The sequence below is a fragment of the Nocardia sp. NPDC057440 genome, from assembly GCF_042802915.1.
In the GTDB taxonomy this organism is placed as follows: domain Bacteria; phylum Actinomycetota; class Actinomycetes; order Mycobacteriales; family Mycobacteriaceae; genus Nocardia.
The window spans coordinates 369,257-391,924 of record NZ_JBHVDF010000005.1 but is presented as its reverse complement, the minus strand read 5'-3'; the positions used below and the strand labels follow the sequence as shown (position 1 = coordinate 391,924).

Sequence of the window (22,668 nt, the reverse complement as noted above, 5' to 3'; positions counted from 1 at the left end):
GGAACGCCCATGACGAGCAACGATCTGGCGGCTATCGCAACGTCCGACGGCGTACGGACGTTGCGACTGGAGTGGGATGATCCGGCACTGGCCGTGCTCGGCCTGCTGCAGTTGTCGCGCGATGAGCTGGTGGCGCGTCTGCGGTCCGGCGACCTACCCCAGCCGCCGCTGTCCAAACTGCTCAACATCGCGGTCGTGGATGCCGAGCCGGGGCGAATGGTCCTGAGTCTCGGGCCCGACGAGCGGCACGTGAACTTCCTCGGCGTGGTCGGCGGCGGGGTACTCGGCGCCGTCCTCGACGTGGCGATGTGGGGGGCGGTTCAACTGTCCATGGACGACAAGTCCATGATCACCACCACCAGCATGAATACGAACTTCCTGCGCCGAGTCTCGCACGACCAGGCAGCGCTGCGCGCGATCGCGCGGACCGTGCACGTCGGCCGGACGACGGCGGCCGCCGAAGCACGTCTTGTCGACGACGACGACAAGATCTATGCGACGGCGACTGCCACTTTCGTTCGATTGGGAGGCTGAGACGTCGTCAGCGGTCGGGCGCCAGGGCGAACTCGGTCCTGGATCGCCCGACCGCTGCGCTTGCGAAGTTCAGATCGTGGCCGCCAGGCGGGTGCCTTGCTCGATTGCCCGCTTGGCGTCCAGTTCACCGGCCTCCTCGGCGCCGCCGATGAGATGCACCCGCACACCGAGTGTTTCGAGCTCGTCGCGCAGCTCTCGAACGGACTCCTGGCCTGCGCACACGATCACGTTGTCGACATCGATCACGCGCGGGCCTTCCCGGTTCGGGCCGAAGCTGATGTGCAGGCCGCGATCGTCGATGCGCTCGTAGTTGACCCCGCCGATCTGCTCGACCCCTTTGCCGTCCAGGGTGGCGCGGTGGATCCAGCCGGTCGTCGTGCCGAGGGTGGTGCCGAACGGGCCGGTCTTCCGTTGCAGCAGTGTCACTTTCCTCAGGGCGGGGGATGGCGTCGGAGTCGTCAGCTGGCCTGGAGCCTGCTCGTCCTCGGTGACGCCCCACTCGGCCTGCCATTCCTCGAGCTTTTGCGCGGCGGGTCCGTCGACGGTGAGGAATTCGCTGACATCGAAACCGATCCCGCCCGCACCGACGACGGCGACGCGTTGGCCGACGGGACGCTCCTCCCGGATCAGCTCCGGGTAGGACAGCACCATCGGGTGGTCGATCCCAGGGATATCGGGCACGCGCGGACGCACGCCGGTCGCCAGCACGACCTCGTCCCAGTTGCCGTCGGCCAGCTGCTGGGCGGTGATCTGTACGTTCAAATGCAGGGTGACGCCGGAGACTTCGAGCTTTCGGCGAAAGTACCTGATCGACTCGTTGAATTCCTCCTTGCCCGGGATGCGGCGAGCCAGGTCGAACTGGCCGCCGATCTTGTCCGATGCTTCGAACAGTTCGACGTGGTGACCGCGCTCGGCCAGCCCGATGGCCGCCGACAGGCCCGCCGGGCCTGCGCCGACGACGGCGACGCGTTTGGCGTGCTTGGTGGGCAACAGCTGCAGCAGCGTTTCGTGGCAGGCGCGCGGATTCACCAGGCAGGAAACGGTTTGGCGAGTGAAGGTGTGGTCCAGGCAGGCCTGGTTGCAGGCGATGCAGGTGTTGATCTCGTCTACGCGCGATTGGGCGGCCTTGTTCACCCATTCCGGGTCGGCCAGGAGCGGACGGGCCAGTGAGATGAGATCCGCGTCGCCGCGCTCCAGGATCTCCTCGGCGATCTCGGGCATATTGATCCGATTCGAGGCACACACCGGGATCGATACGTGCGCCTTCAGCTTTGCGGTGTATCCGACGAACGCGGCGCGCGGCACCGAGGTGACGATGGTCGGCACGCGCGATTCGTGCCAGCCGATATCGGTGTTGATGATGTCCACACCGGCGGATTCCAATTCCTTCGCCAGCGCGATGATTTCCTCGAAGGTCTGTCCGTCTTCGACGAAGTCGGCCAGGGACATCCGGAACATGATGAGGAAGTCCTCGCCGAGTGCGGCCCGGGTTCGTCTGGCGATTTCGACCGGGAACCGCCGTCGGTTGGCTGCCGAGCCGCCCCAATCGTCGGTCCGAATGTTGGTGCGCGGCGCGAGGAACTGGTTGATCAGGAAGCCCTCGCCGCCCATCAACTCGATGCCGTCGTATCCGGCCATCCTCGCCAATTCCGCGCAGCGCACATGGTCGGCGATCGTCGATTCGATGCCCGCCTCGGAGAAAGCCTTCGGCTCGAACGCGACGAGCGGCGACGCCACGGCCGAGGGCGCGACGTTACCGGGAATATTCGAATCGCGGCCACCGTGGATGATCTGCAGCGCGATCTTGGCCCCCGCTTCGTGTACCGCCGTGGTGATGACCTGGTGGCGTTCGGCGTCGGCCTCGGTGAGCATCGCGCAAGCGAATGGCCACAGCCAGCCTTCGCGACTGGGGGAATACCCGCCGGTGACGATCAGACCCACGCCGCCGCGGGCCCGTTCCGCGAAAAACGCGGCCAGCCGGTCGATGTGCCAATCCCGGTCCTCCAGGTTGGTGTGCATCGAACCCATCACCACGCGATTGCGCAGCGTGACACGCCCCAGCTGGAGTGGTGACAGCAAGCGCGGAAAATCTGAACTCATGGAAAGAACCTAATGACCGGTCGGTACTCCCGCAACGGGAGTTGAACGGCCGTTCAACTCCAAGCGGACTGCATCATCTGTATGAGGGATTGCTATCACCGGCGGACGGTAAAATGCGCGATTCCGGTAGTGCGCTACTCGTGACCGGCGCCGTATCCATGATCAAGTGGCAGTTCATTGATTCCTGTCCACCCACGGATCTCGACCGTGCTGCGTGATCAGTCGGAGAATGATGATGCCTGGCATATCGCAATACTGGTTCCGCCGGACCGGCCTCCATGGAGGCACGCTCGGGGGAGCGCAATGTCCGAGTATTCGACGCGACAACGACATGTGTGCAGCACGCCGACCTGGGACCGCGAGCTCGTCGACCTGCACGCTCGGACCTGGATGCGGAAGGCGGGATCGCAGTGTCGAACGATAAATTCAAACCAGGCTCCATGGACTGGTTCCGTCAGGCCAGAACCCCTGCCGGCGCGCCCGTCCCGCCATCCGTGGTGACCACGTGGGAGCGCTATGTTCGCGCTGGACATCAGGCTCGACTGCGGCATGGAACGTTGGAGATCCTCAATCTCGTGGTCGCCGCCGCGATACCGGCTTGTGCCGCATTCGGAGTCGGTAACAAGTGGATTGTCGGCCTCGGCTCGTTGGCCATCGTTCTCAACGGATGCCGACAACTGTTCAGCTGGAAAGAAAGCTGGGCCAACCGAAAGCGGGTCGTGTACGCGATCGAACGTCAGGTTGCACTGTTCTGTGTTGGCGCCGCTCCATATGGGACAACCAAGGACGCTGCCACGTTGGTGGAGGCAGTGGAGGAAATCTGCGCCGAGCACTGGGAAGAGTGGTACGCGCGACACCTCGCCGTCGATGGTCGACCGCGACAAGGTGGAGCCGAATAGCGTGAGTTCGGCAAAGCTCCGCGTTCTTCACCTATGGAGTTCGCAGTTCGTCGGTGGCCACTGCCACGCGCCTATTGAGCGTGCCGACGAATCGCAGTAGGACCTCCAAGTCTCGATCGCTATACCCGGCGAGGTGCTCGCCGACCGCGGCCGCCAGACCGGCGAACAAGGGGGCCACTGCATCTGCCACGGTTGAAATCGGCTCGACCAGCACTCGGCGCCGATCGAGCGGGTCTCGGCCGCGGCGCACGAACCCAGCTCGCTCGAGCCGATCGATCATCGTTGTCACCGCCCCGCCCCGCGTGATCCCGATCAGTTCGGCCAACTGCCCCGGTGTCTGCGGCCCAGCCGCGCTCAGCAGGTTGAGGCAGCTCAGATCTGTGACGGTGATGCCGAGCCGCGCGGCAACGGCCGAGTGGAAGATGACTGTGCGTGTCGCCTGGGTCCGCAGTTCCGCATGCAACGAATTCAGGGTCTCGCTCCTGGTTTTCCCTGATCCCATCTCAGTACCCCCTCTTTTAATATCTCCAATATAGAGATGCTCGCAAATGGTGAGAGTACTCGATGCAACGTTGGGAGACGAGGACATGACGACGAAGCGGGCGATCCCCCTCTGGCTGCTGGTGATTTTCGTGGGGATCCAGTTCGGTGCGGGCTGGTACGAGAAGCTCGGCATCGTTCCCCTGTGGGCCGACGTGCCCCCCGAGCAGACGCTCACAGCGATGGAGGAGTCCGGTATGAAGCGGGCGGGGCGCGCATTCTGGCCGTTCGTTTCACCAGCCGTCGCGCTGCTCGCCCTCGTGAACCTCGTCATTGCCTGCCGGACGCCCACGGCGGCCCGGCGCTGGTGGATCGTCGGTGCGGCGGCGATGACCTGCTACGCGGTGTTCAGCTACGCCTACTTCGTTCCGCAGATGTTGATGTTCCAGTCCGGTGGCGCTGACTGGACGCCCGAACGTGTCGAATCCTTCGTCACCTGGTGGACCACTCTGAACTACCTGCGCATGGTGCTCGGCGGTATCGGTTGGTTGTGTCTGCTGCGCGCCCTGTCACTGTCGGCGCTGCGCGCCGAGCCGGCCACACCGGCCCCTGCGGTCACGGCGGCTGCTTAGCGTCTGCCCACGGCACGCGGGGGCCTGGTCCAAAGGGACCGGGCCTCCGCGTTTTTCGTGTATCGCTCGTCCCGATACCGGGAACCGGGTCTCAGGCGAGGACGAGTGCGATGAGGATGAGGATCGAACCGCCCATCACCACGGCGTGGCGAATGTTCTGGAGGATGGGCATCACCCAGTGCGGGAAGCCGCTTTCCGCGGCCTTCAGCAGGGCGGCCGCGTCGACGCGCGCCAGCATCGGGTCGCCCTTGCGAGCGAAAGCGGCCTGGACGGACGTCGCCGCGGTCAGGTTGCTGTAGATGATGAGCACGTTGCCGACGAGCACCAGCGGCTGGAAGATCCAGGACAGGGTCTGGCCCCAGTGGTTGCCGGTCAGCTGGAGGGCGGCCAGGACCGTCATGATCATGGCGACAGTCGCGGGGACGATCGTCTCGTGGCCGCTGGCATCGAAGCTGATGTTGTTCTCCTGCAACACCGACGCGGGAATGCCCTGCCTTCGCAGTTCCGCCTCGGCGGCTGCTTTCGCGGTGGCGCCGTAGCGGTGGCGCACCAGCGGGATGCTCACGAAGGCGAGGGCGATCAGCAGCTGCAGGACGGCGGCGAAGACGTACATGGTGTGTTCTCCTCATCGGATGTTCTGTCACTGTGGCGACGAACCGCAGTGGCGTTGTCGATGAGAACGACGATGCCGACCGGCGCTGACAGCGCGCTGACATGAGCCCGATGGTGGCTTTCGGTGCTGGTTACGCGGTGTGTGCGGGATCGGCCGCCGGGGTGGTCAGCACGCAGCGGGTGCCCTGATAGATCGTCGGCATGCAGCGGTTGCAGTGGGTGCACGGCGAGACCGACACCTCGTCGGCGCGCATCCGATTGATCAGATCGGGGTCATAGAGCAGTGCCCGCGCCATGGCGACGAAGTCGAAGCCGTGCGCCATCGCGGTGTCGATGGCCGCGCGGGAGGCGATGCCGCCGAGCAGGATCAGCGGGAGGTCGAGTTCGGCGCGGAAGCGCGACGCCTCGTCGAGCAGGTACGCGTCGCGATAGGGGTAGGTGCGCAGGAATTTCCGGCCTGCGAAGCGGATGCCCCAGCGCTGGGGCTGCGGGAATTGGGCGGCGAATTCGCGCAACGGGACGTCGCCGCGGAACAGGTACATGGGATTGCGCAGCGAGCTGCCGACGGTGAGTTCGAGCGCGTCGAGGTTTCCGTCCTCGGCCAGCCACCGTGCGACGGTGCGGCTTTCCTCGATGCCGAACCCGCCGCGCACACCGTCGTCCATATTGAACTTCGCGAGCACCGCGATCTCGTCGCCGACTTCGTCGCGCACCGCCTGCGCGGTCTGCCTGGCCAGGCGCGCACGGTTGGCCAGGGTGCCGCCGTAGGAGTCGGAGCGTTTGTTCAGCGCCGGGCTGAGGAAGGCGCTGATCAGATAGTTATGGCCGAAATGCAGCTCCACGGCGTCGAATCCGGCGCGAACCGCGAGCCGGGCGGCCTCGGCGTGTGCGGTGATGATGCGCCGGATATCGGTCTCGCTCGCCGCGTGCGTGACGCGCAGGCTGATGGGGCTGAGCTGCCTGCTCGGCGCCAGCGCCGGTGCGCGGTTGGACGCCGCGTTGGCGACCGGGCCCGCGTGGCCGAGCTGAGCGGAGACCGCACCGCCTTCGGCGTGTACCGCGTCGGTGAGTCGTTGCAGGCCGGGCACGGCGTCGGTGCGCATCCAGATCTGATGACGATCGGTGCGGCCCTCCGGCGCGACCGCGCAGTAGGCGACGGTGGTCAGTGCCGCGCCGCCCGCGGCGACCCTGCGGTGGAACTCGATGAGATCGTCGGTGACCAGCGCGTCCGGTGTGCGTCCCTCGAACGTCGCGGCCTTGATGATGCGGTTGCGCAGCTGGACCGGCCCGAGCATGGCGGGCTGGAACGCATCGCGGATCTCCGTCGACACGACCCCAGGCTAGAACGTGTTGCGGTTTTATGGAACCGAAATGCGCAGCGCGAACGTATTGACTCCCAATGAGAACCTGTTCTAATTTTTGGCATGCGTAGATACGAGGGTCGCCGAGTATTGGTCACAGGTGCGGGATCGGGCATCGGTCAGGGTATTGCCCTGCGGCTACTCGACGAAGGCGCGCAGCTGGTCGCCGCCGACATCGATCAGCCCGGCCTGGAAGCCACCGCGGCGAAGGCGGGCGATGCCGCCGACCGGTTGCGGACTGTGCAGGTGAACGTCGCCGATCCCGATTCGGTGCGCACCGCGACGGGCTCGGCACTGGAATTCCTCGGTGGCCTCGATGTGCTGGTGAACGCGGCGGGCATCCTGCGCCCGGCCCGCACCGACGAAATGCCGCTCGAGGTGTGGAATCAGGTCATCTCGGTGAACCTCACCGGAACCTTCCTGATGACCCAGAGCGCGCTGCCCGCGCTGGTGGAATCCGGGCACGGCGTCGTGGTGAATCTGTCCTCGACGGCGGCCTTCAGCGCCGCGCCCTATCTGGCCGCTTACGCCGCATCCAAGGGCGGAGTCAACGCATTCACCCACGCCATCGCGCTGGAGTACGCCAAGCAGGGTCTGCGCGCTGTCAATATCGTGCCCGCGGGCATCACCAGCGGGATCACCACGAAATCCATTCGGGATCAGCCGGATGGCTTCGACCCGAGCCTGTTCGCCAGGATGACCGGCTGGCTCAACGGCGGCGCGCTCGGGAGCCCGGACGATATCGCGGGCGTGGTCGCGATGGTCGCCTCCGATGACGGCCGCTACATGACCGGGACCGAGATCCGCATCGACGGCGGTGCCTTGATGTAGTCCCTACGCGGGCGTGGCGACCAGTAGGTGGTGTGGGATCGGCCGGTTGGGCAGCTCCTCGTGAGCACGGAGCACCCGGCGCGTTCCAGCGCGCCGATCACCTCGGCCACCGGCCGCAACGTGAATCCGTATGCGGTGAACGGCATTCTCGCCATGGCGCCATCGTAGCCACCGCCGGGGTGCTATTTGGATCACCGACGTTTCGAATACTGTTGCTGCCACGCCGGATCGGATTCGATCGAAGGCCCCGCTGTCGAACGGAAGGATGCTGGATGCGATCACCGCTGATTGTCCTGGCCGCCTGCGCATTGGCGCTCGTGCCCGCGAGCGCCGCCGACGCGGCGGGGCAGTGGGGTCCGCTGGCGCCGCCCAACCCGCATCTCGGGCCGCTCGGCACCGCGACCATGCACGGTGACGCCGGCTCATCGGACGCGACACCTTTGGCGGGCCCTGGACCCGGCGACGTGTCGGTGGGCGTCTATCCGCTGGTGGCGGCGTGTCCGACGCTGCTGCAGGGTTCGGACGGTCTCGTGGTCGCGCTGTGCACGGCGATCGCGGGACAGGCTCCGGTCGTGCACCTGCTCGATCCGGCCGGTGGCACGCCGCTCGGTGCCTCGCTGGCTTCGCTCACCTTGGCCAAGGGCAGCCTGCTCGGCGGCGTCTACGCCTATCTGGACAATGCCGACCGGCTGATGGTCGTGGACGGGAATCGCACGTTGCTCCGTGTGGCCCACACCCGCGATGCGGCGGGCGGGTGGCAGCTCGCGGTCGAGTCGTCGACCGATCTCGCCCCGGTAATTCCGGTCGGCGACAACGTCACTGGGCTCGTGCCGGATTGGTCCGGCAATGTCTGGTTCGCCACCGGCAAGGGCCTGGTCGGACTGGTTCCGCCCGTGGGCGGGGCAGCGGTCGTCGCGCTGCCCGCGGGCGAGCAGGTCGCCAACAGCATCTCGGCGGCGCCGAGCGGGCGCATCGCCGTCGCGACCAGCCACGCCCTCTACGAATTACGGGCCGAGGCGGGACGACCCGAGGTGCTCTGGCGTGCGGCCTACGATCGCGGCCGGGCGCGCAAGCCCGGCCAGCTCAGCTGGGGAACCGGTTCCACGCCTACCTATTTCGGTCCGAATACCGGCGCCGATTACCTGACGATTGTGGACAACGCCGACGGCCGGGTCAATGCGCTGGTCTTCCGTTCGGGCAGCGGCCAGCTGGTGTGTGCACAGCCGGTGCTCACGAAGGGTGGTGCGGGCAGCGAGAATTCACCGATCGGCATCGGCCGCTCGTTGTTCGTCGCCAGCACCTACGGCTATCCATATCCCGCGGTTCCCGAGGGCGCGGGCCAGGCGGTTCCGGCCGCCGCGCCGTTCATCGGCGGTATGACTCGCGTCGACGTCGACGACACCGGGTGCCACACGGTCTGGGAGAACACGGTGCGCAGCGCCGCCGTTCCGCATCTATCCACAGTCGACAGCGCGATATACACAGTGACGCGAATCGGTCTCGACACCACGACGCCGCTGGACGGTTACGCCTTCACCGTCATCGATCCCGACACCGGCGCCGTCACCTCGAGCAGGCCGCTGCCCGGCACCGTCGTCGACGACCCGCTGCAGACGTCGCCGCTGGTCACCCATGGTGGAGAGGTCATGCAGGGCACCATCACCGGGATTCTGCGCATTCGTTGACACGCCGCCTCGCGGCCGTTCGATACTCGGATCCGGGCCCATCGCCTGGTGGATCGTTGCCGGTGGAAGCGCCTGTGGATAGTGCGCCACAACACTTTTGGTCTCGACCGATGATCGAGACTTTCCACAGGCCCTGTGCATACCTGCGTAAGGCCATGTGCATACCTGTGTGACCCCTGTGAGTGGTTGTCGAGTGTGTGGACAGATCAGTGCAGTGCTTGTGGATAGCGCGCCGAGATGGTGGGCTCGAATGCGCGGCAGTGACGTTCGGCAGCGTATTGGGCGTCACGAGTCTGCACAGCCTGTGCGATGGGAGATTTCGGTGTTGTGGAAAGCTACGCGCTGCCCGCGCCCTATGGCATAGCTGTCGGCAGACTCCATAGTGCTGCGGCCGGGCGGCCACAGTCGCAGGCGCTCGGCGGAGAGCCGGCCTCGCGCCCAGGGCATGACAATCGGCAGAACTCCGTAGTGCCGTGCTCGGCAGGCGGCCGCTGCCACACGCGGAAGGGTGCGGCGCCGCAACAGCCTGGCCACCGGCCTCGAGCTCGCGCCGATATCCGATGGTGAAGGGGCTCAGCCGGAGGCTTTCGGGCCGGTGGCGAGTCCACGCTGGATCACGGCGAGGGTGTGGGTGATGGCCTGTTCGCGAGCGGCGTCGTCCAAACCGGGGATGGGTCCTTCGACCATCAGTGCGGCAAGTCCGTGCACCATTGCCCAGGCCGCGATTTCGGCGTCGGGGCGGTGTGCCGGGTCCATGTAGCCGATCTCGACAAGCTCGTCGAGCAGTGTGGACAACAGGTTGAACGCAGGCGAGTCTTCCGGTGCTCCGTCGACCGGGCCGGTTTCGCAGAAGGCGGTGCGGAACAGCCCGGGTTCCGCTCTGGCGAAGGCGATATACCCGCGGCCGACCGCATTCAGGCGCAAGATCGCGTGCGCTTCGGGGCCAAGGGATTCCACGCCGGCGGACATCGCACCGAACAGGCTCTGCTGCGCCTCGGCCTGTGCCGCGCCGAGTAGTTGGTCGTGATTGGTGAAGTGGCGGTAGGCCGCGGTCGGCGTGACACCGACCAGCCGGGCGGCCGCACGCACGGTCACCGCCTCCGGCCCGCCGGTTTCCGCGAGCTCGGCGGCGGCGCGCACAAGCGCGTTGCGCAGGTCGCCGTGGTGGTACGGGCCTGCGCGGTTGGCGCGCTTGGTCGCTGATTCCGAGTCCGTCATCCCTCTGATGTTGACACCAGCACACATCTCGTGGCAAGTTAACACCCATCAAGTTTGCGACCGTAAACATTCTCGATCGGGGAGGCCCGACATGTTCGAAAGACTCGGCAGATTCACCGTCCGCCACGCCCGCTGGATACTCGTCGTCGGCGTATTCGCGCTGCTCGCGGGCGGGGTGGTCGGCGCAACCGCGTTCAGCAAAATGCAGCCGGGAGGGCAGGAGGATCCGCACGCGCAATCCAGCGCCGCGACGAGCCGATTGGCGGACAAGTTCGGTGCGGACACCGACTACGTCTTCCTGATCGGGGCGAAGACCGGCACTGTCGACGACGTAGGCGTCGCCGATCTCGGCCGGGACCTGGCGCGCCGACTCGCCGCCGACGGCAGGCTCACCAATGTCGTCTCGTACTGGGAGACCGGATCGCCGGCGATGCGGTCCGCCGACGCGACCGCGGCCGTCGTACTCGCGGGCAGTTCGGCCAACGATGCCGCCGACAAGGAGAAGGACGCCGACGCGATCGTCGAGGATTACCGTGCCGACGGCCCGGTCGCGCAGATTCGCATCGGAGGCAGCTCCGCGATCTTCCATTCGATCACCGAGCAGATCGGCAAGGACCTCGGTCTCGCCGAAGCCGTTGCGGTGCCGTTGATCCTGGCACTGCTGGTGCTCGCCTTCGGCAATGTGATCGCCGCGCTGCTCACCCTGGTCGTCGGCGGGATCGCCATTCTTGGCACCTTCACCGAACTCGCGATCCTCGGCTCGGTCACCGATGTGTCGATCTACGCGGTGAACCTCACCACCGGCCTCGGTCTCGGGCTCGCGGTCGACTACGGGTTGCTGATGGTCAGCCGATTCCGGGAACGGCGCGCGGCAGGAGCGGAGCCGTCCGACGCGGTGGTCGCCGCGGTGTCGACGGCAGGCCGCACCATCGTGTTCAGCGCGGCGACGGTGGTCGCGGCACTCTCGGCCCTGGTGATCTTCCCGCAGTACTTCCTGCGCTCGTTCGCCTATGGCGGGATCGGCGTCGTGGGCATCTCCGCCCTGGCCGCGGTCGTCGTGCTGCCCGCGCTGCTCGCGGTGCTCGGTGCACGCACCGATGCGTGGCGGGTGCCCGGCGTCCGCGGGATCCGTGGTGACGCGACGCCGTTCTGGGCGGGCGTCGCCGGTTTCGCGATGCGCAGGCCGGCGCTGGCGGGCGTTCCGGTGGTCGCGGTGCTGCTGCTTGCCGCCGCGCCGCTGCTGAATGTGCAGTTCGGCACCCCCGACGATCGGGTATTGCCCACCAGTGCCGAGGTGCGGCAGGTCGGTGATGCGATGCGCGACGACTTCGGCGGCGGCGACGCCAACGCGCTGTCGGTGGTCACGACGGCCGGGGTGGCCGCAGCCCCGCTCGCGGACTACGCGCGCACCCTGTCGCTGGTCGAGCACGTCACCCAGGTCGATTCCAGCGCGGGCACTTTCGTGCGCGGCGCACAATCGGCGACCTCGCCCGCCGATGCCAGGTTCGCCCGTCCCGACGCGCAGCGGCTGGCCGTGCTCACCGACCTGGACCTCAACTCGAGCGCCGCTCGTGAGCTGGTCGACAAGGTGCGCGACGTCCCGAGCCCGGTGGGGGCGAGTGCCTTGGTCGGCGGGCAGGCCGCCGAGCTGCGCGACAGCCTGGCCTCGATCGGGTCGAAGCTGCCCACCGCGATCGGCTGGATCGTGCTGACGACCTTCGTGCTGCTGTTCCTGTTCACCGGCAGCATCGTGCAGCCGCTGCGCGCCCTGCTGTCGAACGTGCTGAGCCTGGCCGCGACCCTCGGTCTGATGGTGTTCATCTTCCAGGACGGCCACCTGTCCGGACTGATCGGTTTCACACCCGCGCCACTGGACGTGTCGATGTTGCTGCTGTTGTTCTGCATCACCTTCGGCCTGTCGATGGACTACGAGGTGTTCGTGATCAGCAGGATCAAGGAGTTGCGCGACCGTGGCGTGTCCGCGGGTGACGCGGTCGTCGAGGGACTGGCCAGGACCGGCAGGCTCGTCACCACCGCCGCGGCGCTGATCTCGATCAGCTTTCTCGCCTTCACCACCAGCGATGTCCGGTTCATCCAGTTCTTCGGGCTCGGTGCGGGTTTGGCGATTCTGATCGACGCGACGCTGGTGCGTGGCGTGCTGGTGCCGGTGGCGATGCGCCTGCTCGGCCGGGCCGCCTGGTACGCGCCGCGGCCGATGCGGTTGGTGCACGCTCGGGTCGGTCTCGCCGAGGGCTGACCGAGGTTCGGCAGACGGCCCTCGCGCTCGGTGCGCGGGGGCCGTTCGCGGCGTTCACGGGTGTTGTCGGCAGCGCAATGAAACGTCCGCCACTGCGTGCATTTCGCCTGGTTCGACCACCTTCCCGGAAGCAATGAGGCGAAGATCACAGAGGGCTGCATAGTTGCGGTCACGGTGCTGATGGCGTCGGAGCCGATGGCACGAGCAACCACCTTTGCGCAACTGGTTATTTCTGATCTTGACAGGCCGTCGGTATACCTACGTGCGGCACCGCATGGCACATATCTTGTTTATTACGCATTAAACAAACCTTGAGTCGCTTTCTGTTCATCCACTGTCCAGCTATCTCCATTACAAGCCACTGAACATGCAGGTAGTGACGCGTGTCGGCCGACCATGGAGAGATCTATTGAATGGCTCCAGCTAATCGTTTGGGGAATGTTTGATGCGCCCCGCGGTGGTTAAGGATTGCCGCTCGGTATCTCGTGGCGGGGGTCTTTTGTGAGCCGAAAACCGGGCGCCCGCAGTGCCGCCATGGGTTAGCTGGAGTAGTGAAAAACCATGCGCCCACATGGGTTTGCTGGCGTGCTGCTTTATACGCTCGACCTCGGCGTGGAGGGTTGCATGCGGATAACGATTGTGTACAGTTGACGGTAACGCTGGCCGCAGCTGAGCTGGACTCGCTGCGGCCAGCGGAACTCAAATGGGGGAGTTCACAACCTGGTTGTAGCGCATCGTTGCTGCCGATTGCCCGGAGCCATTTCACTCACCGTGTGCTCGGCGTTGTCTGCCAACGATCCTCGGCCGGGCTTCCCACCACCGCCGCTTGCTGCTCGAGCGCCGCGCGCCGACCCGCGCCGAACACATAGGCCAGGAACAAGACTTCGGCGACGAACCCGATCGCGATGCGCGCCGAAGCGGGCAGCGGGCTCGGTGTGACGAAACCCTCCAGGAAACCGGACACCAGCAGGACTCCGACCAAGCCGATCGCGATCGCCGCGGTGGCTCGTCCCTGCCGCGCCACCGCCTCCAGCCTGCTGGCACGACCCGGATCGATCAGCGTCCAGCCCAGCTTCAGTCCGGCCCCGCCCGCCACGAAGACCGCCGTCAGCTCGAGCATCCCGTGCGGCAGGATGTACCCGAAGAACGAGTCGAGCCTGCCCGCCTCGGCCATGAGCCCTGCGCTGACACCCACATTGAGCGCGTTCATGAACAGCAGGTACACCGCAGGCAGGATCAGCACCCCGGTGAACAACGCGATCGCCGATACCCACGCGTTGTTCGTCCACACCTGCGCGGCGAACGCACCCTGCGGATGCTCCGAGTAGTAGGTCTCGAATTTGCCGCCCGGTTTGGTGAGTGCGTCGGTGTTGTCGGGGAGACCGAGCAGGTCGTGCGCCGCACCGGACCCGTGCACCCACACCGCGAGCCCGCCCGACACAACGAGGAACACCGCCGCGACGCTCACCCACCACGGCCAGGCCCGGTAGACCGCCGCGGGGAACCGGTGGGTGCAGAACCTGCCGATCTCCGCCCAGGTATCGGCCTTGGTGCCGAGCACCTTGCCGCGCGCCCTTGCCAGCAATGCGCTGAGCCCGGCGATGAGTTCGGGGTCGGGACTGTGCGACTGCAACCGAGCCAGCTGCTGCGAGGTCCGCCGATACAGCGCGACGAGCTCGTCCGCCTCGGCGCCGCTCAGCGACCGGCGCCGGGCCAGATAGTCCAGCCGGTCCCAGGACCGCCGGTGGGTGTAGCTGTACGCGTCGACGTCCATTGGTTGCCTCCCTCACCACTGGTCGGAAGAATGCTATTCGACATGGCTGAATTCACTACCGGCGAAGCGGTCGCGCTCGAGCTGCCGATCGCGCGGATCCCCACCAGGGCGTCCGCGTTCCTCATCGACGTCGTGGTGCAGTTCGCGCTGGGGTGCTCGCTGTTGTTCGCGGCCGCCGCGGTGCTGGCCGCTGCCGGCACGGACTCGGCGTGGATGGATGTGGCGGCGCTGGTGGCGATCGTCGGGGTGCTCATCGGCTACCCGGTTGCCTGCGAAACACTGATGCGCGGGCGCACGGTCGGCAAGGTGATGATCGGCCTGCGAGTGGTGCGCACCGACGGCGGGCCGATCGATTTCCGGCACGCGCTCACCCGTGGCCTCGCGGGCGGCATCGTCGATTTCTGGATCCTCGGCGGCTTCGGCGCCATCGCGGTGCTCACCTCGATGTGTTCCCCGAACGCGCGCCGAATCGGTGACGTGCTCGCCGGAACCGTTGTGGTGCACGCCCAGACGAGCCTGCCGCGGCCCGCGCTGGCCACCGCCCCGCCCTGGCTCGCGGGCTGGGCCGGACAGCTCGACCTGTCCGGCCTCCCCGAGGATCTCGCGCTCTCGGTGCGTCAATACCTGACGCGGGTCCGCACGCTCACTCCCGCCGTCCAGGCGAATCTCGGCCAGGCGCTTGTCATCGCGCTCTGCGAGCGGCTGCGGATTCGGCCACCGCTGGGTTACCCGCCGGTGCAGGTGCTCGGCGCGGTGATCGCCGAACGCCAACGCCGGGCATTGCCTGCCGCTCCTGCGGCTGTCTCGCCGATGGCCATGGCCGCCATCCGTAGCTGAAGCATGTCTTCCAATCGGCAGCGCAGTGGACAGGATCGGTTCGGCGAGCGCTCACTGCGGTCTTCACCGCGTGTCGGCATTGATTGAACGCGAACCGCGCCGCACCGGCATGACGCGACGGCATCGTCTGCTGCTCGACCGTGGGGTCCAAGCAGAATCGAAATGATGTGTGCCGCACCACCTCTGCGGCATCGCATCAGTCACCGACAACAACGACACCACCAACAAACGAACTGTCTACAGCCGCGGCACTCACATAGTTCCGGACTGTTTGAGTTCGAGGTACTCATCGGCCAAAGCCTCCGGCAGGCGGTCCGGGGGCGCGGAGACGACCGCGATTCCCTTGCGGCGCAGTGAGTCCTGCACCAGCGCGCGCTCGGCGAGGATGGTCTCCGCGGTGGCGGCGAGGTAGAGGTCGGCGAGGGTGTCGCGGCGCGCGGCGGCCGCGGCGATCTCGGGGTCGGTGACGGAGACGATCAGTACTCGGTGCCGTTGGGCCAGCACGGGCAGCACCGGCAGCAGGTTCTCCTGCACCGCGGCGCCGTCGAGGCTGGTGAACCAGACCACCAGGCTGCGGCGGCGGGTGCGTTGGATGGTCGCGCGGACCATTCCCGCGCTGTCGGTGTCGACAAGGGCGGGGCTGATGCCCGCCATCGCGTGCATCAGCTTCAGCTGCAATCCCTTTCCGCCGACGCCGCGGACCTCCGCCCGGACCTTCCTGTCGAAGGCGAGCAGATCCACCGAGTCGCCCGCCGCGGCGGCCAGCCCGCCGAGCAGCAGGGCGGCCTCGATGCTCGCGTCCAGTCGGGTGCCGTCGTCGATGTGCTCAGGACTGCCGACTCGGCCGGCACTGACGCGACCGGTGTCGAGCAGCATCAGCATGTGCCGGTTGCGTTCCGGGCGCCAGGTGCGCACCAGCACGTCGCTGGCTCGTGCGGTGGCGCGCCAGTCGATGGACCGCACGTCGTCGCCGGGGACGTACTCACGGAACGAGTCGAACTCGGTGCCCTGGCCGCGCAGGTTCGCGACATTGCGACCCTCGAGATGTTGCAGCCGTTTCACTTTCGACTGCATCAGGTGTTCGCTGCGGAACGGCGGCAGCGCACGCACCCGCGCGGGCACCAGGCGCCGGGTCTGCCTGCCCGCGATGCCCAGCGGGCCGATCAGACGCAGCGTGACCGGGCCCGCCGCTCGATCGCCGCGGTAGGTCGGCGTGAGCGTGGTGTGCAAGCGCGTCCGGGTGTTGTGCGCGAGATCCAGTCGGTGCGCGCGGTGCGCGGCGCGTGCGCTGTCGGGCCAGTCGTCCCACAGGGTGCCGCGTACCGTGCGGGTCCCGCTGTTGAGCACAACGAGCTCCACCTCGGCGCTGCGGCCGAGGCGGACGACGGTCAGTGGTTCTCTGCTGAGAGAGACGTCGTGCGGGCGCGCGACCGAGCCCATATCGATGAGCACAGCAGCGGCGAGCGCACTCGTCATCATTGCCACGCCGAGCCAGGTCGGCATGACGAAGACGACGAACAGCGCGACCACCGCGCCCGCGGTGGCCAGCCGACCGGTGACGACCACGAGCTACACCGGGACCGGGACCGCGAGCAGCAGCGACGACATCACGCCCTCGGTCGTCACCCCGTCCAGTTCCGCCTCGGGCCGCAGGTGCAGGCGGTGCCGCAGCACCGCGACCGCGACCGATTTCACGTCGTCGGGGGTCACGAACCCGCGCCCGTTCAGCCAGGCGAACGCGCGCGCCGCCGCCATCAGAGCGGTGGCGCCGCGCGTGGACGCACCGTGCTGGACGGCGGGCGAAGTACGGGTGGCACGGCAGATGTCCACGGTGTAGGCGAGCACCTCCGGGCTGATGGTGACGTGCGAGACCGCGGTCCGGCCCGCGGCGATATGCGCTGGTCCCGCGACGGGCCGCAGCCCGGCGCCGGCCAAGTCGCGCGGGTCGAATCCGGCGGCGTGCCGCTGCAGGATGCGGAATTCGTCATCGCGACCAGGCAATTGGATGTCGACCTTGAACAGGAACCGGTCCAGCTGCGCCTCCGGCAGTGGGTAGGTGCCCTCCTGCTCGATGGGGTTCTGGGTAGCGACCACTACGAACGGCTCGGGCAGCGGCCGTGGCTTGCCGTCGACCGAGACCTGGCGCTCCTCCATGGATTCCAGCAGTGCGGACTGCGTCTTGGGTGGGGTGCGGTTGATTTCGTCGGCGAGTAGCAGGTTGGTGAACACCGGCCCGTGCCGGAAGGTGAATTCCGCCGAGTGCGGGTCGTAGATCTGCGAGCCGGTGACATCGGCGGGCATCAGGTCCGGTGTGAACTGGACGCGGGCATGCTCGAGGTCCAATGCCGTCGCCAACGCCCGGACCAGCAGCGTTTTCGCCACGCCTGGAACACCTTCCAACAGCACGTGGCCGCGGCACAGCAGCGCGAGAACCAGGTACATGATCGCGGTGTCATTGCCGACCACCGCTTTACCGATCTCGGCGCGCAAGGCGGCGAACGCGGCACCCGCCTCTTCGGCGGTGGGGGTGTGGTGGGTGTTGGTCATGCTGGTCATCCGACCTCCTGTGTCGTGCAGGGGTTACCGCACCCCATGGGCGGTATGAGCGCTCGGCCACGATGTCCCATCCACCCTCCGGTGTCGTGTGGGTGATTCCGTAACCCGGCCGCGTGGATGGGCGCTGGGTGGTGATGTCTCGTCCGCCCTCCGGGGTCGTGCGGGCGATCGCGCAACCCGACTACGTGGATGGGCGCTGGGTGGTGATGTCTCGTCCACCCTCCGGTGTCGTGTGGGTGATTCCGTAACCCGGCCGCGTGGATGGGCGCTGGGTGATGATGCCTCATCCGACCTCCGCCTCGATCCATTCGAGTTGTGCGGCAACGAGATGCAAGGTGTCGGTGTCGGGCACCGGACCGTACAGGGTCGAGCCGACCGTGTTCGGGTCTGCGCCGGTGCGCGCGCTGACTACGGCGATCAGCCGGTCCGGAGCGGTTTCGGCGGTGACGCCGAGGTGCGGGCGGATGCGGCGCAGTGTCGCCGCGCGCAGCTTCGACGCGACATGTTCGTAGTCCTTGGATCGGCGATACAGCGCGGCCTGTCCGGCGAGCAGTTCGTTCGCCGCGACTTCGACCGGCCGCGGCTCACCGACGAGCGCGCCGCGGCGGCGGGCCCGCCACCACACCACGAGCGCTGCGGCGATCAGGAACTGGAGTCCGCCGAAGGCGACCGGTCCGGGTAGCCGGCTGAAGATGGAATCCTGGCCTGCTCCGGCACCGGGTGCGTCGATGTCGGGGCTGTCGGGGTAGTGCGTCGGCGGCGGCATCCGCGGTGGTTTCCGCGGTGTCGGGGTGTCCGGCGCACCGCAGGCGTTCAGCATCGCGTAGAGCAGCAGCAGGAGCACGACCACGCCCGCTAGACCGACCCAGAACCTCGGGCTGCGTAGCAGCTCCGGCAGTGGGGGGCGTTGCCTGCGCGTGCGCGGCGGTTTTTCGGTGACCGCCACTTCGGCGGGTTCCGGTGCGGGCGGCGGCGCGGCGCCGGAGTAGCGGTCGGCGTATTCGAGGCTGCGGTATTCATCTTCGGTCGCGTGCCTGCCGCCGTAGACGATTTCGTCGAAACTGTATGCGGCGGGATGGAGTTCGGTCGCGGCCTCGAGTGGTAGCACGGTGGTGGCGTCGTCGGCGGTTTCCCGTGCGGTGCGCGAGCGGCGCACCTCCAGCAGGCCACCCTGCTCGAGCCCGCGTAGCACGGCGCGGAAGCGTTCGCGCAGCGCGGCATCGAAGTCACGGTGTTCGGCGGCGGACTCGGCGGCGGCGCGATGATGCGCGGCCGCGCCGAGCCGAGGCGCCGGTGGGGCAGCGGGCTCGCGCACCGGAGGCCAGGTCTCGGGTGTGACGTTGTCGGTCGGGTGCTCGGCGTCGGTCATTGTGCCTCCGGCACCCGAATATCGAGTCCCTCACGGCGACAACGCCGATCCACATACGACACCACGCGCGTCGCCGCCTCGACGACCTCACCGAAGGCGACGATCAATAGCACCGCCGAGGTGGTGAGCACGATGACCTGCCAGCGGTGCGTGCCCGAGAAATCCGAGATCAACCGCGGGATGCCGAGCAGCGGGACGGCCAGCAGCACCGTCAGGCCGCGCTGGCACAGCCACAGCCCCACCGTCGGCCACTCCGCTCCTGCGACGAGCAGTCGCGAGCGCGCCACCGCCGTGGCATGCGAGGCCCGCTCGACGAATATCACCGGCACCGCGACGAACCGCTGGGCCCGCAGATAGCCGAGCCACAGCAGCCCGAGCGGGAAGGTGACGACAAGAATGCTGCCCAACGCCAGCACACTCACTCCGACCAGCGTGAACAGCACGTGGAATACCAGCAGGGCCGGGCCCGCGGTCGCCGTCCTGCGCAGCGCGGTGCGCCACCCGATCGGGGACCCGGCGACACTGGCGAGCCCGATGGCGGCGGTCAGCCCGCGCAGCACGCATCGCAGCAACCAGGCACAGGCCGCCGTCGACAGGATCGCGGCCCATCGGGTGCCCTGGTCGGAGCCGTGCGTCAGGTGCGACACGCCTGCGGTGATCGCGACGACGATCAGCTCGGCGACGACCACTCCGACCACGGTCGAGCAGGCCAGCACGACGATGTTCGCCTGGATCAGCGCGAACGGCTCGTCGAGCAGTTCACGAAAGCGCAGTGGACGGATCGGCACCGTCGGCCCAGGTGACCCTGGTGATGGATGATCTCCCGCCCCGACGGCACCGGCCTGCTCGGCGGCTGGTTGCACGGGGCCGAGTCTAGAGCGTGCCGGGCGGCTTCGCCGGTAGCGGAGCGGGGCTCAGCGTTCGAGGAGGCGATCCACGACGGCCCGGTACCGCTGCGGCTCGATGGGTGGCAAACCGAGCAGAGCCCGCAGGTACACCCCGTCGCCGACCAGCCGGACGATGTCGGCGCGCACCGGGTCGTCGATTTCCTCGTCGAGGCCCGTCGACCAGGCGTTCAGCATGTCGGTGAGCGCCTGCTGCACTTCGCCGGTGTCCGGGCCGGAGCTGGCATCGATCGTGCGCATGGTCGCGAGCATGGACCGGTAGACCTCGAGTTCCACCGCTTCCGCGGCGTCGTCGGGGTTCGGGGTCTGCAGGTACCACTCGGCGACCGAGGTGCCGTGCGCGACGGCGTCGCCCAGGTGCTGTTCCGCGCGTTCGCTGAGGCGTCTGACCAGGCCGGCGAGCAGGGCGTCCTTGCTCTTGAAGTGATAGAGCAGGCCGCCTTTGGAGACGCCTGCGGTCGCGGCGACGCTCTCCAGCGTCACCTGGGACATGCCTTTTTCCAGCAGCAGAGTTTCGAGCGCGTCCAGGATGCGGTCGCGGGTGGTTGCCGTCACCCGGGTGACTATACCGGCTGGACGGTAATGCGAATTTACTGTACCGTCTGGACGGTAAAACTGCGACGAGAGTCGGGAAAGTCGATGAGCACACAGACCACGAAGGGCGCCCGCGACGATGTCGGGACGGCGACGGGGACCACCTCCCCGCCTCGCGCCACCACCCGCGACTGGGCCGGTCTCGCCGTGCTCGCACTCGCGCTGCTGCTCCTCGCCGTCGACGCCACGGTGCTCGACCTCGCGGTGCCCGCGATCAGCGCCGATCTGACGCCGACCACACCGCAGCTGCTGTGGATCATCGACGTGTATTCGTTCGTCCTCGCTGGTCTGCTGGTGGTGATGGGCAACCTCGGCGACCGGATCGGGCGGCGCAGGCTGCTGCTGATGGGTGGCGTCGGCTTCGCGGTCGCGTCGGCGATCGCGGCGTGGTCGGTTTCGCCCGAGATGCTCATCGCCGCCCGCGTGCTGCAAGGTGTCGCCGGCGCGACCCTGATGCCCGCGACGCTGGGCTTGATCCGCTCGATGTTCCTTGATCCGCGCCAGCGCACGGTCGCCATCGCGGTCTGGAGTGCGATGGCGGGCGGTGGCGCGGCGGCGGGTCCGCTACTGGGCGGCTGGCTGCTCGAGCACTACTGGTGGGGCTCGGTGTTCCTGGTGAACCTGCCGGTCATGTTGGCACTGCTGGTGCTCGGCCCGGTTCTCATTCCGGAATCCCGTGATCCGAATCCCGGCCGGTTCGACCTGCCGAGTGCCGCGCTGTCCATGCTGGCCCTGGTGCCGGTGGTGTACGCGGTCAAGGAGAGCGCTGCCCACGGTCCCAGCCTGGGAATGGTCGGCATCGGTGCGATCGGCGTGCTCGCCGGTGTGCTGTTCGTGCATCGGCAGCGCGGTCTCGAGCACCCGATGATCGATCTGAAGCTGTTCGCAGTGCCGAGGTTTCGCATCGCGGTGCTCACCAGCCTGCTTTCGGTGTTCGCGCTGGCCGGCGAGCTGTTCTTCGCTTCGCAGTACCTGCAACTCGTGCTCGGCCACTCGCCGTTGGAGGCGGGGCTGCTGCTATTGCCCGGTCTGGCGGCCAACGTGATCGCGGCGCTCGCGTCCGCGTGGTTGGTGCGTTATCTACGGCCCGGCCTCGTGCTCAGTGGTTCGCTGCTGGTTGCGGCGATCGGTTCGGCACTGTTCCTGCTACTCGGTGCCGATGCGACGAGCAACGTGACATTCATCGTCGCCTTCCTGTTCACCGGCGCCGGTGTCGGTGTCTCGCTGACGATCTCGTCGGATCTGGTGGTCAGCTCCGCGCCCGCGGCGCGCGCCGGTGCGGCGGCGGCGGTCTCGGAAACGGCGTACGAGACCGGCATCGCGCTGGGTGTCGCGGTGCTCGGCAGCGTGGTCATGGCGGTATTCCGCAACGGCCTCGACCTGTCGCGGATCCCTGCCGAGCATGCGGCAACCGCATCCGAATCCCTTGGCGGTGCAACAGAAGTCGCGCGCGGACTACCGGAATCCCTCGCTGCCGAGTTCCTGACCTCGGTGCACGAGGCATTCGTCTCGGGCATCCACATCGCGGCCATCGGCACCTCGGCGGTGATGCTCCTCGCCGCGTTGGTGGCGTTCCGGCTACGGACGGCTCGATCGTAGGCGCGCCGCACACCATAGTCGGGCAGGCGCCCGGCTTCGGTGGCGCTCGGGTCCGGTGTGAGCGCGGGGTGGCGGCCGACCCCTCGGCCACGATCGGTGCCGCAATCTCCGAGGTGCATCGGCTACTTCACCTCGCCAGCGGTGGCCGCACCGACCTCGGTGATCACGTCCAGGATGACCCTGCCGAGCGTGAGATTGCGTTCGACGGCCCGGAGCCTGTGGCGAAAGCTGCTCGCAGATCTTTCGTGTCGCTGAGATTCCACCGGGAACCCTTGGGCGCGGCTTGTCCAGCTCCGGACGGCACCAGAACCCGCTGAGCCCACCGCGACCACTGCGCGCGGGTGGGGAGGTGGGCTCAACCTGTGGCCTCAGCAGCACCGGGTTGTCCAGTTTGCCGGCGGCCAACGGTTTACCAGCACTGCCCG

19 protein-coding genes and 1 pseudogene are annotated in these 22,668 nt (G+C 67.5%); 8 read left to right on the top strand and 12 right to left on the bottom strand.

Features of this window, described 5'->3' with window-relative positions; all coding sequences use genetic code 11:
- The first annotated feature begins 9 nt into the window (after window positions 1-9).
- Window positions 10-534, top strand: a complete 525-nt coding sequence (locus tag ACFU4Z_RS13265; protein WP_379062391.1) for a PaaI family thioesterase — start codon at window positions 10-12, stop codon at window positions 532-534.
- A 69-nt stretch (window positions 535-603) separates the two neighbouring features.
- Here ACFU4Z_RS13265 and ACFU4Z_RS13260 read toward each other — a convergent pair whose 3' ends face one another.
- Complete coding sequence (locus ACFU4Z_RS13260; RefSeq protein WP_379062389.1) at window positions 604-2,634, bottom strand: FAD-dependent oxidoreductase; 2,031 nt, start codon at window positions 2,632-2,634, stop codon at window positions 604-606.
- A 335-nt stretch (window positions 2,635-2,969) separates the two neighbouring features.
- Here ACFU4Z_RS13260 and ACFU4Z_RS13255 point away from each other — a divergent pair, with 335 nt between their 5' ends.
- On the top strand, window positions 2,970-3,533 hold the full coding sequence (locus ACFU4Z_RS13255) for a DUF4231 domain-containing protein (protein ID WP_379062387.1): 564 nt from the start codon (window positions 2,970-2,972) through the stop codon (window positions 3,531-3,533).
- A 31-nt stretch (window positions 3,534-3,564) separates the two neighbouring features.
- Here ACFU4Z_RS13255 and ACFU4Z_RS13250 read toward each other — a convergent pair whose 3' ends face one another.
- Window positions 3,565-4,035, bottom strand: coding sequence for a MarR family winged helix-turn-helix transcriptional regulator (locus ACFU4Z_RS13250; RefSeq protein WP_379062385.1), 471 nt, complete (start codon window positions 4,033-4,035; stop codon window positions 3,565-3,567).
- Between the two features lie 85 nt (window positions 4,036-4,120).
- Here ACFU4Z_RS13250 and ACFU4Z_RS13245 point away from each other — a divergent pair, with 85 nt between their 5' ends.
- Window positions 4,121-4,645, top strand: a complete 525-nt coding sequence (locus ACFU4Z_RS13245; protein WP_379062383.1) for an anthrone oxygenase family protein — start codon at window positions 4,121-4,123, stop codon at window positions 4,643-4,645.
- A 91-nt stretch (window positions 4,646-4,736) separates the two neighbouring features.
- Here the strand turns inward: ACFU4Z_RS13245 and ACFU4Z_RS13240 are convergent, their stop codons facing one another.
- Both ACFU4Z_RS13240 and ACFU4Z_RS13235 read right to left on the bottom strand, forming a co-directional pair.
- Window positions 4,737-5,258: a hypothetical protein gene (locus ACFU4Z_RS13240; protein ID WP_379062381.1), complete on the bottom strand. Its 522-nt coding sequence runs from the start codon at window positions 5,256-5,258 to the stop codon at window positions 4,737-4,739.
- A gap of 130 nt (window positions 5,259-5,388) precedes the next feature.
- On the bottom strand, window positions 5,389-6,552 hold the full coding sequence (locus ACFU4Z_RS13235) for an NADH:flavin oxidoreductase (protein ID WP_379062558.1): 1,164 nt from the start codon (window positions 6,550-6,552) through the stop codon (window positions 5,389-5,391).
- Between the two features lie 129 nt (window positions 6,553-6,681).
- Here ACFU4Z_RS13235 and ACFU4Z_RS13230 point away from each other — a divergent pair, with 129 nt between their 5' ends.
- Together ACFU4Z_RS13230 and ACFU4Z_RS13225 are read left to right on the top strand one after the other, a co-directional pair.
- Entirely contained in the window at window positions 6,682-7,449 is a 768-nt protein-coding gene (locus ACFU4Z_RS13230; RefSeq protein WP_379062379.1) for an SDR family NAD(P)-dependent oxidoreductase, read from the top strand.
- A 272-nt stretch (window positions 7,450-7,721) separates the two neighbouring features.
- Entirely contained in the window at window positions 7,722-9,134 is a 1,413-nt protein-coding gene (locus tag ACFU4Z_RS13225) for a hypothetical protein (protein ID WP_379062377.1), read from the top strand.
- A gap of 573 nt (window positions 9,135-9,707) precedes the next feature.
- On the opposite strand, the gene ACFU4Z_RS13220 is transcribed toward ACFU4Z_RS13225, so the two are convergent.
- Window positions 9,708-10,352, bottom strand: a complete 645-nt coding sequence (locus ACFU4Z_RS13220) for a TetR/AcrR family transcriptional regulator (RefSeq protein ID WP_379062375.1) — start codon at window positions 10,350-10,352, stop codon at window positions 9,708-9,710.
- A 91-nt stretch (window positions 10,353-10,443) separates the two neighbouring features.
- Between ACFU4Z_RS13220 and ACFU4Z_RS13215 the strand changes: the two genes are divergently transcribed.
- Entirely contained in the window at window positions 10,444-12,609 is a 2,166-nt protein-coding gene (locus tag ACFU4Z_RS13215) for an MMPL family transporter (RefSeq protein WP_379062373.1), read from the top strand.
- A gap of 766 nt (window positions 12,610-13,375) precedes the next feature.
- Here the strand turns inward: ACFU4Z_RS13215 and ACFU4Z_RS13210 are convergent.
- Window positions 13,376-14,383, bottom strand: coding sequence for a stage II sporulation protein M (locus tag ACFU4Z_RS13210; RefSeq protein WP_379062371.1), 1,008 nt, complete (start codon window positions 14,381-14,383; stop codon window positions 13,376-13,378).
- Window positions 14,384-14,425: 42 nt separating this feature from the next.
- Between ACFU4Z_RS13210 and ACFU4Z_RS13205 the strand changes: the two genes are divergently transcribed.
- The gene (locus ACFU4Z_RS13205; RefSeq protein WP_379062369.1) at window positions 14,426-15,220 is read left to right on the top strand and encodes an RDD family protein; all 795 of its coding nucleotides are present in this window, start codon (window positions 14,426-14,428) and stop codon (window positions 15,218-15,220) included.
- An 88-nt stretch (window positions 15,221-15,308) separates the two neighbouring features.
- Here ACFU4Z_RS13205 and ACFU4Z_RS13200 read toward each other — a convergent pair.
- The 6 genes and pseudogenes from ACFU4Z_RS13200 to ACFU4Z_RS13175 form a co-directional block, all read right to left on the bottom strand.
- Window positions 15,309-15,398 (bottom strand): annotated as a pseudogene (locus ACFU4Z_RS13200) (helix-turn-helix domain-containing protein); the annotation flags it as partial.
- A gap of 74 nt (window positions 15,399-15,472) precedes the next feature.
- Window positions 15,473-16,786: a DUF58 domain-containing protein gene (locus ACFU4Z_RS13195; RefSeq protein WP_379062367.1), complete on the bottom strand. Its 1,314-nt coding sequence runs from the start codon at window positions 16,784-16,786 to the stop codon at window positions 15,473-15,475.
- A gap of 3 nt (window positions 16,787-16,789) precedes the next feature.
- The gene (locus ACFU4Z_RS13190) at window positions 16,790-17,776 is read right to left on the bottom strand and encodes an AAA family ATPase (RefSeq protein WP_379062365.1); all 987 of its coding nucleotides are present in this window, start codon (window positions 17,774-17,776) and stop codon (window positions 16,790-16,792) included.
- Between the two features lie 283 nt (window positions 17,777-18,059).
- Window positions 18,060-19,145, bottom strand: a complete 1,086-nt coding sequence (locus ACFU4Z_RS13185) for a DUF4129 domain-containing protein (RefSeq protein WP_379062363.1) — start codon at window positions 19,143-19,145, stop codon at window positions 18,060-18,062.
- Complete coding sequence (locus ACFU4Z_RS13180; RefSeq protein ID WP_379062361.1) at window positions 19,142-20,008, bottom strand: hypothetical protein; 867 nt, start codon at window positions 20,006-20,008, stop codon at window positions 19,142-19,144. The genes ACFU4Z_RS13185 and ACFU4Z_RS13180 overlap by 4 nt, the downstream gene beginning before the upstream one ends.
- Window positions 20,009-20,059: 51 nt before the next feature.
- The gene (locus ACFU4Z_RS13175) at window positions 20,060-20,605 is read right to left on the bottom strand and encodes a TetR/AcrR family transcriptional regulator (RefSeq protein ID WP_379062359.1); all 546 of its coding nucleotides are present in this window, start codon (window positions 20,603-20,605) and stop codon (window positions 20,060-20,062) included.
- 84 nt (window positions 20,606-20,689) lie between these two features.
- On the opposite strand from ACFU4Z_RS13175, the gene ACFU4Z_RS13170 reads away from it, so the two are divergent.
- Complete coding sequence (locus ACFU4Z_RS13170) at window positions 20,690-22,243, top strand: MFS transporter (protein WP_379062357.1); 1,554 nt, start codon at window positions 20,690-20,692, stop codon at window positions 22,241-22,243.
- The last annotated feature ends 425 nt before the right edge of the window (window positions 22,244-22,668 follow it).

Excerpts from the sequence above, each read along its gene's own strand:
- ACFU4Z_RS13235 (WP_379062558.1), bottom strand. The coding sequence starts at position 6,552 with ATGCTCGGGCCGGTCCAGCTGCGCAACCGCATCATCAAGGCCGCGACG.
- ACFU4Z_RS13225 (WP_379062377.1), top strand. The coding sequence starts at position 7,722 with ATGCGATCACCGCTGATTGTCCTGGCCGCCTGCGCATTGGCGCTCGTG.
- ACFU4Z_RS13170 (WP_379062357.1), top strand. The coding sequence starts at position 20,690 with ATGAGCACACAGACCACGAAGGGCGCCCGCGACGATGTCGGGACGGCG.
- ACFU4Z_RS13210 (WP_379062371.1), bottom strand. The coding sequence starts at position 14,383 with ATGGACGTCGACGCGTACAGCTACACCCACCGGCGGTCCTGGGACCGG.
- ACFU4Z_RS13230 (WP_379062379.1), top strand. The coding sequence starts at position 6,682 with ATGCGTAGATACGAGGGTCGCCGAGTATTGGTCACAGGTGCGGGATCG.
- ACFU4Z_RS13250 (WP_379062385.1), bottom strand. The coding sequence starts at position 4,035 with ATGGGATCAGGGAAAACCAGGAGCGAGACCCTGAATTCGTTGCATGCG.
- ACFU4Z_RS13240 (WP_379062381.1), bottom strand. The coding sequence starts at position 5,258 with ATGTACGTCTTCGCCGCCGTCCTGCAGCTGCTGATCGCCCTCGCCTTC.
- ACFU4Z_RS13260 (WP_379062389.1), bottom strand. The coding sequence starts at position 2,634 with ATGAGTTCAGATTTTCCGCGCTTGCTGTCACCACTCCAGCTGGGGCGT.
- ACFU4Z_RS13265 (WP_379062391.1), top strand. The coding sequence starts at position 10 with ATGACGAGCAACGATCTGGCGGCTATCGCAACGTCCGACGGCGTACGG.
- ACFU4Z_RS13245 (WP_379062383.1), top strand. The coding sequence starts at position 4,121 with ATGACGACGAAGCGGGCGATCCCCCTCTGGCTGCTGGTGATTTTCGTG.
- ACFU4Z_RS13185 (WP_379062363.1), bottom strand. The coding sequence starts at position 19,145 with ATGACCGACGCCGAGCACCCGACCGACAACGTCACACCCGAGACCTGG.
- ACFU4Z_RS13220 (WP_379062375.1), bottom strand. The coding sequence starts at position 10,352 with ATGACGGACTCGGAATCAGCGACCAAGCGCGCCAACCGCGCAGGCCCG.
- ACFU4Z_RS13205 (WP_379062369.1), top strand. The coding sequence starts at position 14,426 with ATGGCTGAATTCACTACCGGCGAAGCGGTCGCGCTCGAGCTGCCGATC.
- ACFU4Z_RS13215 (WP_379062373.1), top strand. The coding sequence starts at position 10,444 with ATGTTCGAAAGACTCGGCAGATTCACCGTCCGCCACGCCCGCTGGATA.
- ACFU4Z_RS13190 (WP_379062365.1), bottom strand. The coding sequence starts at position 17,776 with ATGACCAGCATGACCAACACCCACCACACCCCCACCGCCGAAGAGGCG.